Source organism: Streptomyces sp. NPDC047982, from assembly GCF_043204165.1.
In the GTDB taxonomy this organism is placed as follows: domain Bacteria; phylum Actinomycetota; class Actinomycetes; order Streptomycetales; family Streptomycetaceae; genus Streptomyces.
Genome location: NZ_JBIDBS010000019.1, coordinates 50,388 through 62,942 on the forward strand (window position 1 = coordinate 50,388; position 12,555 = coordinate 62,942).

General features: G+C 73.2%; 10 protein-coding genes and 1 pseudogene. 4 read left to right on the forward strand and 7 right to left on the reverse strand.

Features of this window, described 5'->3' with window-relative positions; all coding sequences use genetic code 11:
* Position 1 precedes the first annotated feature (1 nt).
* Both ACGF2V_RS22915 and ACGF2V_RS22920 read right to left on the reverse strand, forming a co-directional pair.
* A complete protein-coding gene (locus ACGF2V_RS22915) occupies positions 2–400 on the reverse strand; it encodes a DUF6507 family protein (protein WP_362624146.1) in 399 nt (132 codons plus the stop codon).
* A 394-nt stretch (positions 401–794) separates the two neighbouring features.
* On the reverse strand, positions 795–1,019 hold the full coding sequence (locus ACGF2V_RS22920; protein WP_362624147.1) for a hypothetical protein: 225 nt from the start codon (positions 1,017–1,019) through the stop codon (positions 795–797).
* 210 nt (positions 1,020–1,229) lie between these two features.
* Here ACGF2V_RS22920 and ACGF2V_RS22925 point away from each other — a divergent pair, with 210 nt between their 5' ends.
* Positions 1,230–1,613, forward strand: a complete 384-nt coding sequence (locus ACGF2V_RS22925) for a cold-shock protein (protein WP_030749636.1) — start codon at positions 1,230–1,232, stop codon at positions 1,611–1,613.
* 229 nt (positions 1,614–1,842) lie between these two features.
* Here the strand turns inward: ACGF2V_RS22925 and ACGF2V_RS22930 are convergent, their stop codons facing one another.
* The 5 genes and pseudogenes from ACGF2V_RS22930 to ACGF2V_RS22950 form a co-directional block, all read right to left on the reverse strand.
* On the reverse strand, positions 1,843–2,721 hold the full coding sequence (locus ACGF2V_RS22930; RefSeq protein WP_362624149.1) for a 1,4-dihydroxy-6-naphthoate synthase: 879 nt from the start codon (positions 2,719–2,721) through the stop codon (positions 1,843–1,845).
* Complete coding sequence (locus tag ACGF2V_RS22935) at positions 2,702–3,358, reverse strand: futalosine hydrolase (RefSeq protein WP_392913004.1); 657 nt, start codon at positions 3,356–3,358, stop codon at positions 2,702–2,704. Before ACGF2V_RS22935 ends, ACGF2V_RS22930 begins: the two co-directional genes overlap by 20 nt.
* Positions 3,359–3,475: 117 nt before the next feature.
* Positions 3,476–3,700 (reverse strand): annotated as a pseudogene (locus tag ACGF2V_RS22940) (hypothetical protein); the annotation flags it as partial.
* 41 nt (positions 3,701–3,741) lie between these two features.
* Positions 3,742–4,221, reverse strand: a complete 480-nt coding sequence (locus ACGF2V_RS22945) for a DUF2771 domain-containing protein (RefSeq protein WP_362624151.1) — start codon at positions 4,219–4,221, stop codon at positions 3,742–3,744.
* A 27-nt stretch (positions 4,222–4,248) separates the two neighbouring features.
* Positions 4,249–5,832, reverse strand: a complete 1,584-nt coding sequence (locus ACGF2V_RS22950; protein ID WP_362709258.1) for an MFS transporter — start codon at positions 5,830–5,832, stop codon at positions 4,249–4,251.
* Between the two features lie 381 nt (positions 5,833–6,213).
* On the opposite strand from ACGF2V_RS22950, the gene ACGF2V_RS22955 reads away from it, so the two are divergent.
* The 3 genes from ACGF2V_RS22955 (at position 6,214) to ACGF2V_RS22965 (ending at position 12,269) form a co-directional block, all read left to right on the forward strand.
* Positions 6,214–7,149 carry a DUF3027 domain-containing protein gene (locus ACGF2V_RS22955; protein WP_362624155.1) on the forward strand — a complete coding sequence of 312 codons (936 nt, stop codon included), beginning with the start codon at positions 6,214–6,216 and terminating at the stop codon, positions 7,147–7,149.
* A gap of 600 nt (positions 7,150–7,749) precedes the next feature.
* On the forward strand, positions 7,750–11,067 hold the full coding sequence (locus ACGF2V_RS22960; protein ID WP_362709368.1) for a sacsin N-terminal ATP-binding-like domain-containing protein: 3,318 nt from the start codon (positions 7,750–7,752) through the stop codon (positions 11,065–11,067).
* A 326-nt stretch (positions 11,068–11,393) separates the two neighbouring features.
* Positions 11,394–12,269: a DUF5707 domain-containing protein gene (locus ACGF2V_RS22965; protein WP_362624157.1), complete on the forward strand. Its 876-nt coding sequence runs from the start codon at positions 11,394–11,396 to the stop codon at positions 12,267–12,269.
* Positions 12,270–12,555: the final 286 nt, after the last annotated feature.

Genomic DNA, 12,555 nt, shown 5'->3' on the forward strand with positions numbered 1-12,555 from the left:
GCTACTCCCCGCCCCGGTGGCCGGACTTCTCCCCGACCGCTCTGATCTCCGCAGGGGTGGGAGCCTTCGCCGCCTCGCGCTGGGCCCGGGCGGCCATCGCCAGGTCGCCCTCGATGTACTCGGTGGTGGCCTTGACCGTGCCGTCCATCGATTTCCTGGTCCGTGCCGCCATGAACCTGATCCGCTGCTGGGTGTCGGCAACGAAGTTCGCCACCGCGGCCCCCACCGGCCCCGTGGGCGCCTCACCGCAGTACGGCCCACTGATCGTCCCCGCGGACAGCGCAGCGGCCTCCGCACTCTCGCCGTACCCCTTGACGCCCTTGCTCAGGTCCTCGGCCGCCAGCCCCACCAACGACAGAACGGACTCCACCCCGCCCGGCCTGATGTCCCACCCCGTCACACCAACCCCCCCGCAATCCCCCGACTGACACGTTCGTCAACTGCGCCCAGCGGCAGTCATGGTATCGACAATAGGATCTTCATCTTTATCAACGTGCCCGTAGCACTTGCAACGCATTTCAAGCCAAAGGTGTGTTGCGGTGGGCGTGCGGAGTGGTCGCCGGGGGTGTCGTGGTGAGCGAGAAGCGTCGCTGGATGAGCGGCTGGAACCGCCCATCTTGTTTCTTGCCGCTGCCGTGCGCGGCGGGTCGGGTGGTCGAGCGGGGTGGCTCGTAGCGTTTGCGGTAGGGAAGAGGTCTGTGGTGTCAGGTCTCAGGGGGGAGGCCAAGCTCGTCCGGCGTCGGAGTCGGAGCCGGAGCCGGAGCGCCCGAAACGGCCGGCCGGAGGCCCCGGCCCTATCGCTCGCGCGAGCCCGCCCGCACCGAGCGGACCACGCCCGCCGCAGCGATCAGGAAGCCGACGCCCATCAGCATGCAGAGCGACCACGCGATGGGCGGCAGCGGAGGGGTGCCGAGGAACAGCGGGGCCACCGTGACCAGAGTGGCCAGCGCGCCGACGAAGAAGACGATGGCGCCGATACGGACCAGCCGGTCACCCGCGCCAGGAGGTGTAGTACTCACCCCGCCAGGGTAGTTCCCGACGGCGGCAGGACCGCCCCGCGGGTTGCGGCGTGCGGGGCAGGCATCGTTTCCGGACAGTGGGCCGGACGACCAGGCTTGACTAGGGGTACTCCGCTGGGGAGGCTGCTGCCAGCAGGGGAGCACCACCACTGGATAGCCTGACCTGCTGAGGCTTTGTTCCGGCATACGGGTTGAGATGGGGTGCGTGCTTTGCCGACTGGCAAGGTCAAGTGGTTCAACAGCGAGAAGGGCTTCGGCTTCCTCTCCCGCGACGACGGCGGCGACGTCTTCGTGCACTCCTCCGTGCTTCCCGACGGTGTCGACGCGCTCAAGCCCGGGCAACGTGTCGAGTTCGGTGTCGTCGCAGGTCAGCGCGGAGATCAGGCGCTGTCGGTGACGGTTTTGGACCCGACCCCGTCCGTCGCGGCCGCGCAGCGCCGCAAGCCGGACGAGCTCGCGTCCATCGTGCAGGATCTGACCACCCTGCTGGAGAACATCACGCCGATGCTGGAGCGGGGCCGCTACCCGGACAAGGCGGCCGGCAAGAAGATCGCCGGCCTGCTGCGCGCGGTCGCCGACCAACTCGACGTGTGATTCCTCTACTGATTCCTCGGCTGATTCCTCGACGTGTGATCCGTCGGCGTGTGATGTCCGGCATAGCCCGAGCGTCCGGCATGGCCCGAGCGTCCGGCATGGCCCGAGCGTCCGGCATGGCCCGAGCGTCCGGCATAGCCGGGGCGTCCGACGTATCCGGGGCGTTCGAGGTACCCCGGACGCCCGGCGTATCCCGGACGCCCGGCGTATCCGGGGCGTCCGGTGTACGTCAGACGAACGACAGCGCGTCCGGGCCGAGGGGCGGCACCAGCCCCTCGGCCGCCGCGCGGGTCAGCAGCCCGCGGACCGCCGCGTAGCCGTCCTCGCCGAGATCGGCCGTGAACTCGTTGACGTACAGTCCGATGTGCTGGTCCGCCACGGCCGGGTCCATCTCCTGGGCGTGCTCCAGCACGTAGGGCCGTGACACCTCCGGGTCGTCCCAGGCCATCCGCACCGAGGTACGCGCCGACTCGGCGAGCAGCTTCAGCGTGTCCGCGCCCAGCGACCGCTTCGCGATGATCGCGCCGAGCGGGATCGGCAGCCCGGTGGTCTCCTCCCAGTGCCGGCCCATGTCGGCGAGGTTGTGCAGCCCGTAGTTCCGGTACGTGAAGCGGGCCTCGTGGATGACGAGACCGGCGTCCACCTTCCCGTCGCGCACGGCGGGCATGATCTCGTGAAACGGCATGACGACGATCTCGCCGACACCGTCCGGCACGACGTCCGCCGCCCAGAGCCGGAACAGCAGGTACGCGGTGGAGCGCTCGCTCGGCACCGCGACCGTCCGCCCCGTCAGATCCGTGCCCGGCTCCCTCGTGAGGACGAGCGGCCCGCAGCCCCGCCCCAGCGCCCCGCCGCACGGCAGCAGCGCGTACTCGTCGAGCACCCACGGCAGCACCGCGTACGAGACCTTGAGGACGTCGCCCTCACCGCGCTCGGCCATGCCGTTGGTGATGTCGATGTCGGCGAAGGTGACGTCGAGAGCGGGCGCGCCGGGGACCCTTCCGTGCGCCCAGGCGTCGAAGACGAAGGTGTCGTTCGGGCACGGTGAGAAGGCGATGCTCAGCGGGGAACGAGGAGCACGGAGCGGCTCAGGCGTGGTCTCGGTCATGGTGGGTCCAACCTTCCAGTACGGGGACGAGCTTCCCGAACGCCCCGGTGAGTGCGGCCAGCGCGTCCCCGATGCGCCAGGCGTCGCGGTCGCGCGGGCCGACGGCGTTCGAGACCGCCCGGAGCTCCAGGACCGGTACGCCGGCCCGGTCGGCGGCCTCCGCGACGCCGAAGCCCTCCATGGCCTCCGCGGCGGCGCGTGGGTGCGCGGCGAGCAGGGCGGCGGCGCGCTCCGCGCTGCCGGTCACGGTGGAGACGGTGAGGATCTCGCCGGGGAGCGCGCCGGTCGCGGCGGTCACGTCCCGGACCAGCGAGCGGGGCGGCACATGCCGGTCGCGGCCGAAGCCGAGGCCCGTGACGGGGACGAAGCCCTCGGGCGTCTCCGCGCCCAGATCCGCGGCGACGATGCCGCTCGCGACGACGAGCGAGCCGACGGGGGCGGCGGGTACGAACCCACCGCCGATCCCGGCCGAGACCACGAGGTCGTACGGTCCGGAGACGGGTTCGTACGGTCCGGAGGCTGGGCCGTGCGGCGCGGAGACGGGTTCGTACGGTCCCGAGACTGGGCCGTGCGGCGCGGACCCGGGTTCGTACGGTCCGGAGACGGGTTCGTACGGTCCGGAGACTGGGCCGTACAGCGCGGAGACGGGTTCGCACGGTGCGGACCCCGGGCCGGCGCCCGGGCCGGGCACGTGGCCCGCGACCTGCCCGGAGCCGTCCCCGGCGACGAGGGCGGCGGGGCCTCCGAGCAGGTGCCCGGAGGCGAGGGCGAAGGCCGTGGCGGCGGCCGCCGCGGCCGGTCCCGCACCGCCCGCGAGCACATCGATGTCGACGCCGGGGCCACCGGGGCCACCAGAGACGTGCACGCGGTGGAGTTCGGCGCCGGGCACCCGGCGCACGGCCACCCGTATTCCGTCCTCGAACGCGCGCGTGACCGCGTCCCGTTCTGCCGGGACTGCGGTCACGACGAGCACGCGCACGGGTAGGGACCCTCCGGGGCCAGGGTTCGGCAGAGGGTGGGTCAGGACGTCTTCTTCAGCTGGAAGTGCCAGATACCCGTGAGGTTCTTGCCCTGCGTCTCCACGATGCTGACCTGCGTGCTGTTCGTGATCTCGCCGGTCTGGCTGGAGAAGAAGGCGCTGCCGGGGATGGACCGGTAGGTCTTCTTGTACGGCTCCTGCTCGGCCTGCTGGCCGTTGATGAACAGGGTCCAGCCGTGCTCGGCGATCTCCGGATCGACGCCGAAGCGGACCTTGTCGTCCATCGCGACCTCGACGGTCTTCTCCGCCTTCTTGTTGAGGCAGCTCTTGATATCGGACGTCTTGAGGGGCTTGCCGTCGTTGTAGCAGGTCGCCTCGGAGCTCACCGAGTCGCCGCCGACCGTTACGGTCGCGAGCGGCGTCGGCTTGTCGCAGGCGGAGAGGACGAGGAGTCCCGCGGACACGGCACCAAGAGCGACGCCGATTCGACGGCCCTTACCGGAGAAGAACGCAACGGTCATGAGCCGAAGGCTATCGGTCGCCCCGGTTCACGCCACGCGGGGGTGCGGCGAGCCGCGCCGGGCGGCGCCCAGCAGACCCCGTACGGACGTGGCGGCACCGAGGGCGAGAACGCCCGCGGCGACCGACATGCCCAGTACGCCGTTGAGAGGGAGGACGATGCCGATGCCGCCGCCCACCACCCACGCCATCTGGAGCACCGTCTCGGACCGGGCGAACGCGGACGCCCGCACCTCCTCGGGCACGTCCCGCTGGATCATCGCGTCCAGCGAGAGCTTCGACAGGGCCTGGGTGAAGCCGGCCGTCGCACTCAGCACGGCGACCGTGACGGTGCCGAAGAAGAACGCGGCGAGCATGGCGGCCCCCAGGGCCAGGGCCAGCACCGAGGCGGCGATCACCTCCGGGCCGCGGGCCCGGAGCCAGGACCCGACCGCCGTGCCGAGCGCGTTGCCCAGCCCGGCCGCCACCCCGACGATGCCGAGCGAGACGGCGGCGTTCTGCCCGGTGAGCGGCTCATCGCGCAGCAGGAACGCCAGGAAGAAGATGAGGAGACCGGAGAGCGCGCGATGGGCGGCGTTGGCCTGGAGGCCGTTCAGCACGGACGGTCCCACGGTCCGCAGCCCGGGCCGCCTCTCGCCCTCGCGCTCCCGGCCCCGGAGCCTTCGCCCGCGACCGGAACGCCTGTTCGCCCGGACCCTCTCTCCGTTGTCCTTTTCTCCGTTCTCCTTCTCACCGTTGCTCTTCGCCCCGTTGTTCTTCTCACCGTTCTCTTCCCGGTCCCCTGCCCCGTTCTGCTCCCAGCAGCGTTCCTTGCTCCGCTCCACCCGGGGCCGCGGGGGCAGCACGCCGTACGGCGGCACCAGCCGGGCCCGCCGCTCGCCCTTCGCGGAATCGACCTTGGGCGGCAGCGTGAAGGCGAGGACCGTCCCGCCGAGGAATACCCCGCACGCCCCGTACAGCGGCCAGGCCGGACCGACGAACTGCAGCCCGGCCCCGATCGGCGCGGCGACACCCGTCGCCAGCAGCCCGGCGAGCGTGACCCGGGCGTTCGCCTTCACCAGGGAAATGCGGGGCGGCAGCAGCCTCGGCACCACCGCGCTGCGCACGACCCCGTACGCCTTCGAGCAGACCAGGACGCCCAGCGCGGCCGGATACAGCTCCAGACCGCCGGTGGCGACCGCGCCCGCGATCGTGAGCGCCAGTACGGCACGGGCCAGCATCGCCCCCGCCATCGCGGCACGGCGGCCGTGCGGCAGCCGGTCCAGCAGCGGACCGATCACGGGCGCGAGAAGCGTGAAGGGCGCCATCGTGACGGCGAGGTAGAGCGCGACCCGGCCACGGGCCTCGTCCGTCGGCACGGCGAAGAACACCGTCGAGGCGAGCGCCACCGTGATCATCACGTCGCCCGCGCCGTTCACAGCGTGCAGCTCGATCAGCTTGCCGAGCCCGGACTCCCCGGCGCCGTGCGCGTGCGTCGCCTTCCGGATGCCGCGCGCGGCACCGGTGAAAGGAGAGCGAAGGGCACGGCTGAAAGGAGAGCGAAGGGCACGGCCGACCATCCGGCCCGCCCTGCGGAACGGGCCGGAATCCTGGTGCGACCGGGCGGAAGTCACCCCGTCATAGTGCCCCGGTGGGGGTGGCCGCGAACCGGGACCGGCCCAGGGCATGGGCGCACTCCGCCCTGTCGGGCCAGCGGGCGGCCCCGGTCCGCACGTCCTGCCCGTCCCCGGCCGCGCGCCCACGCTTCGGGACGGGCAGGTGGGCGGGGGACGACGAAGGGGGTAGCGTGCGTAGCGCGCCACCGGCGGTTGTGCTCGGCCGCGCGCCTATCGGCGATCCCGCAGAATGGATGGCAGAAGGTGCGCCCGAGGCAGGCACGACGGGCGCGGACGTCGACGCGGCCCCCAGGTCCGCTCCGCCCGCACCCGCCACGGCCGAAATCGATGGATGTGCAGGCGCGCCCGTGAGACTGGCGTAGGAGAGAAGCGAGACCTGTGAGTGCTGTGACGACGCGAAGGCGTACGGCCCGTACCCCCGCCCCCGACCGCCTGTGCGCCGAGGCGGTGGACCTGGCCCGCGCGGCGGCCGAGGAAGCGGCCGCGCCGGGGGTCGTCGGAGACCACGTGGGCGTGGTCTCCGAGGGGGACCGGGTCGTCACGCACTTCTTCGAGTGCGAGGAGCCCGGCTACCGGGGCTGGCGCTGGGCGGTGACCGTCGCCCGGGCGTCCCGTGCGAAGAAGGTCACCCTTGACGAGACGGTTCTGCTGCCCGGCGGCGACGCGCTTCTCGCCCCGGAGTGGGTGCCGTGGAGCGAGCGCCTGCGCCCCGGCGACATGCGGCCCGGCGACCTGCTGCCCACCGAGGCGGACGACATCCGCCTGGAGCCCGGCTACACCGGCGAGGAGGAGCCGCCGCCGAACTCCGCGGTCTCCGAGGTGTCCGAGGAGATGGCCGACCTCGTCGACACGGAGGACGCGGAGCTGACGACCCGCCCGGCGACGACGAGCCGCGGTGCGATCGCGGCGCTCGCGGACGAGCTCGGGATGCGCCGGGCGCGGGTGCTGTCGCGGTACGGGCTGCGCGCGGCGGCCGACCGGTGGGACGAGGGCTTCGGCGCGCGGACACCGATGGCCCAGGCCGCCCCGGCGACCTGCGTCACCTGCGCGTTCCTGGTGCCGCTGGCGGGCTCGCTGCGGCAGGGCTTCGGGGTGTGTGCCAACGAGTTCGGCCCGGCGGACGGACACGTGGTGTCCCTGTCGTACGGATGCGGCGGGCACTCCGAGGCGGCGGTCATGCCGAAGCCGCCGAAGCCGGCGCCGCATGCCCTGGACACGATGCGGGTGGACGACTACTCGCTGCGCCCGGCCCGGGACTCCGGTTCGGTCCCGGCGGAGCCGGACGCGCCCACGGAGGACCTCGGCCACTCCTGACACGTGTCCTGGTCGCTCCGGCGGGAGCCCCTCGGCCACTCCTGAGGCGTGTCCTGGTCGGCTCCTGCGGGAGCCCCTCGCACGGCTGCCGTGCGGGCGGGAGACCCTCGCGCGCGCGTTCGCCGCGGACGGACATCCCTGTGGACGGGCATCCCTGTGGACGGGCTTCCCCCGCGGACGGCCCTGCACAAACGCCCCTCGTTCCGTCCGGCGGGGTGCTCCCTGTTGCGGTCCGGCGCGCCCGTCGTGTTCGTGCCGGTCGGGGGCTGTCCCTGTTCGGGTCTGTCCCTGACGTGCCTGCTCCTGGCGTTCCCGTTCCCGTAGTGGCTGATCCGGTGGTGCCCGTTCCCGTCGTGGCGGGCCGCACGGGCGCCGTTCGTGATGCCCTGTCGCGATGCCCCGTCCGGCGCGAGGAGCCGGTACCTTCGGGCGCACACTGGCGGCACGGGATGCTCGGCGGCAAAGGGACCCAGTGGCAACAGGAAGCTCGGTGGCGACGGGACGCCCCAACCGAACAGCCGGAAAGACCTCACCGAAACAGCCGGAACGACCGGAACGCCCGGAAGACCGGAAAGAACAGAGCGGAGTCGGAGCGTGAGCATGAATGGGACCGAGGGAGCCGACCCGTTCGGGACCGCACGGCTGCGACGCGGTGTGCTCGACGCCTGGGGCGCCGGCCCCGCCAGGTTCCGCGAGGACGCCAACGCCGAGGAGGAACTCGCGCTCGGCGGCTACCGGGACCGGCTCGTCGTCGAACTGGCCCAGAACGCCGCCGACGCCGCCGCCCGCGCGGACGTCCCCGGTCGGCTCCGCCTCACCCTGCACGCCGCGGCCCCGGACGCCCCCGCCGTGCTCGCCGCCGCCAACACCGGCGCCCCCCTCGACGCCACCGGCGTGGAATCCCTCTCCACCCTGCGCGCCTCTGCCAAGCGCGAGGGCCACGAGGGAGCCGTCGGCAGGTTCGGCGTCGGCTTCGCCGCCGTGCTCGCGGTGAGCGACGAGCCCGCCGTGATCGGTCGGCACGGCGGCGTCCGCTGGTCCCTCGCCGAGGCCCGCGACCTGGCCGCCCACGTCGCCACCGCCAGCCCCGGCCTCGGCGACGAACTGCGCCGCCGCGACGGTCACGTACCCCTGCTGAGGCTCCCGCTGCCCGCCGAGGGCACCCCGCCCGACGGCTACGACACCGTCGTCGTCCTCCCGCTGCGCGACGGCGGCGCCGAGGACCTCGTCGTGCGGCTGCTCGCCGCGGTCGACGACGCGCTGCTGCTCACCCTGCGCGGCCTCGACGAGATCGTGATCGAGACCCCGGACGCCGTACGGACGCTGCGCCGCACCCGGCAGGGCCCGTACGTCCACATCGAGGACTCCGCGCGCGGCACGCACCGGTGGCGCACCGTCACCCACCACGGCCCCGTCGAACCGGCCCTGCTCGCCGACCGGCCCCGCGAGGAACGACTGCGTCCGCACTGGTCGGTCACCTGGGCCGTACCGGTCGACGCCGAGGGCGCCCCGGTACGCCCCCGCACCGCCCCCGTCGTCCACGCGCCCACCCCCACCGACGAACCCCTCGGCATCCCCGCGCTGCTCATCGCGTCGCTGCCGCTCGACACCACCCGCCGCCACCCCGCGCCCGGCCCGCTCACCGACTTCCTGGTGCAGCGCGCCGCCGACGCGTACGCCGAACTGCTCGCCGGCTGGCGGCCGGTGTCCGTCGACACCATCGACCTCGTGCCAGGCCCGCTCGGCAAGGGCGAACTGGACGGCGCCCTGCGCGGCGCCATTCTCGGTCGGCTGCCGCGGGTCGCCTTCCTGGAGCCCGCCGCCCCGCGCGACACCGTCAGCGAAGCGGATCGGGCGGAGCCTACGGACCGGTGGGAAGACACCTGGGACACCGAGCACGACGCCATCCGGGAGACGGCCGGCACCGCGCTGCGCCCCATCGAGGCCGAGGTCCTGGAGGGCGTCGGCGCCGAGACCGTACGTGTACTCGCCGAGGTCCTGCCGTGCCTGCTGCCCGCCGGGCTGGAACGCCGCAGCGAACTGCGCACCCTCGGTATCGCCCGCGTCCCGCTGACCGAGGCGATCGACCGGCTCGCCGGGCTGGAACGCGACCCGGGCTGGTGGCGGCGGCTCTACGACAGCCTCTCCGGCATCGACCCCGATCGCCTCTCCGGCCTGCCCGTCCCGCTGGCGGGAACGCGGGAGACGGCAGGCAGGGGGGAGATGGCAGGTACGGGGGAGACGGTAGGTACGCAGGAGACGTCAGGAACGGCGCAAACGGCAGGCACGCCGACGACGCACGACGCCGGGACCCGGGCCACACCCCGGACCACCATCGGCCCCCGCCAGGTCCTCCTCCCGCTCCCCGACGCGCTCACCGGCCCGGTACTGGACCGGCTCGCCCGGCTCGGGCTGAAGGTCGCCCACCCGGACGCCGCCCACCCGCTGCTGGAGAAGCTCGGTGCCCTGCCCGCCACCCCGCGCGCCGTGCTGAGGACCCCGCAGGTGCGGGCCGCCGTCGCCGGTTCACTGGACGCGGGCGAGATCTGGGACGAGGACGCGCCCGGCGCGGACGAGCTCGCCGAGACCGTCCTGGCCCTCGTGCGCGACGCCGAACTGGCGCCCGGCGACGAACCCTGGCTCGGCGCGCTCGCCCTGCCCGACGAGGACGGCGAACTCGCGCCCGCCGGTGAACTCGTGCTGCCCGGCAGCCCGTTCGCCGCGATCATGCGGGAGGGCGAACTCGCCCTCTGCGACGAGGAACTGGCCGAGCTCTGGGGCGAACAGCCGCTCACCGCCTGCGGGGTGCTCGCGGGCTTCACCCTCGTAAGGGCCACCGACGTGGTCCTCGACCCGGACGAACTGGAGCCCCGCGAGGGCGACTTCGCCGAACCCGACGACCCCGGCCTGCTCGACGCCGTGGACGTGTGGTGCGAGGACGTCCTCGACCAGATGCCCGACACTCCGGTGCCGCCGGTCGCCACCGAACTCGTCGCCGTCCGCGATCTCGACCTCGTCGACGACGACGCCTGGCCGCAGGCGCTCGCGATGCTCGCCCGGCCGCCGCTGCGGGACGCGCTGACCCAGCCGGTGCGGGTGCTGCTGCCCGACGGCACCACGCGGTCCGTGCGCCCGTACACCGCCTGGTGGCTGCGCGGCCACCCGGTGCTCGACGGCCGCCGCCCGGCCGGTCTGCGCGCGGCGTCCGGCGATCCCCGGCTGGCCGGCCTGTACGACTCCGCCGACGCGACCGGCTTCGACGACGCGCAGGTGCTGCGCGCCCTCGGGGTACGGACATCCGTGGCCGCGCTCCTCGACGAGCCGGGCGGCGCCGCCGAACTCCTCGGCCGGCTCGCGGACGCGGACCGCGAGGTCGGCCCCGTACAACTGCACGCGCTGTACACGGAACTGGCCGGCCTCGACCCCGAGCAGGTCACGCTGCCCGACGAACTGCGGGCCGTCGTCGACGGCGAGGTCCGGGTCGTCGATGCGGCGGACGCCGTGATCGCCGACGCTCCCGATCTGCTGCCGCTGGCCGCCGGGCTGCCGCTGCTCCCGGTCGCCCCGGCGCGCGCGACCGAACTGGCCGAACTGCTGCAGGTCCGGCGGCTCGGCGACAGCGTCGAGGCCGAGGTGACCACGGACGGCGAGGAACACCGCGTGCCGGACGCGGTACGGGTGCTGCTCGGCGCCGGTACCCCGGACACGTTCGTCGAGCACGCCGAGCTGCGCGCGGGCGGTGTCGAACTGGACTGGCGCCGCACCCCCGACGGCACCGTGCACGCCGCCACGCTGGAGGGCGTCGCGGCCGGACTGGCCTGGGCGGCGGGACAGTGGCCGCGTCGCTTCGAGGTGGCGGCGCTGTTGGAGGACCCGTCCCGGACGGCGGAACTGGCCCGGGACCGCTGGTTCGACTGACACGGGGCGCCGTGCGGCGGGCGAGGCGGACGCGGCCAGAAGCCGCGGCTGCAAGCTGTGGAACGGGAGACGCGGCCGTCGAAGTGGGAGGTACGGCTGTTGGGAAGCGGCGAGGCGCGGCCGTCGTGAGGCGGAAGGTACGGCTGTCGTGAGCGGGGCACGGTTGTCGTGAAGCGGGAGCGTTTCGCGGGAATTTCTCCGTTCGCCATACAACCCTTCACATCTTTCACAGGTCTGCTTTGTCGAGTCATCAGGCTCACAGACGAACGAGCCTCGCCCGGGCCGTACCACGTGCCTGCGGGGCCCTTTCTCCACTGGGGAAACACATGCGCATTCGTGCCACCGTGGCCGCCGTCTCCGGCGCCCTCGCCCTGTCCGCCCTGGTCGTCCCGGCCGCCCACGCGGATGACACCGTGGACCTGCCGAACATCCCGACGTCGGCTGCCGAGATCTTCGGCATCGCCCCGCAGGACGCGAAGGCCGCCCGTGCGGCGGCGGCCACGTCGGATCCCGTCATCTCCAAGGTCGTCGTCAACGGCGGCAAGGACATCGTCCTCGGCACCACCGCCTCCAAGACGGTCTCCGTCTCGCTCACCGCCTCGCACGCCTCCGGCATCTCCGACGCCTTCGTCGGCCTGTGGCACGGCCAGGACCTGTCGTCCCCGGACACCGTGGACGGGGCCGTCATGCCGAACGAGGACGTGGCCAAGTGCACCAAGGTCAACGCCACGACCTCGACGTGCAAGCTGACCTTCACCATCGAGCCGGGCTGGGACCTGTACAAGAACTCCCTGGCCGGTACCTGGAAGGTCGCGGCGGCAGCCCTCTCCGGTGACGGGATCAGTGCCACCGACAACCAGTCCTACGGCAAGGTGCGCGTGCAGCGGGCGTCGAAGCTGACGGTCAACGCCTCGCCCGAGCCGGTCAGGAAGGGCAAGACCATCACGGTCACCGGCAAGCTCTCGCGGGCCAACTGGGAGACCTTCAAGTACCAGGGCTACACCGGCCAGCCGGTGAAGCTCCAGTTCCGCAAGAAGAACAGCAACACCTACACCACCATCAAGACCATCAAGACCAACAGCACCGGCAACCTGAAGACCACGGTCAAGGCGTCGGTCGACGGCTACTGGCGCTACAGCTTCGCCGGCACGTCCACCACCCCGGCCGTCACGACCGCGGGCGACTTCGTCGACGTGCGCTAGTGCCGTGACCGGCAAGGTTTGCCCGCAAGGAGCGGCGTCCGGTGCGACGGGGCAAACGTTGCCTGATGCGGCACTAGGCGTTCTCTAGTGCCCCACCGGGACCAGTGCCCTTCCCGCACTGGTCCCGGTCCCGTTCCGCGACACACCACGGGCCGGGGGGGGGGGGGGGGGGGGGGGGGGGGGGGGGGGCGGCGCGCCGGGGGGGGGGGGGCCGCCCCCCCCGCGGGCGCGCGCGGCCGGGCCCCGGCGCCGCGGGCCCCCCCCCCCGGGGCCCCCGCCCCCCCCG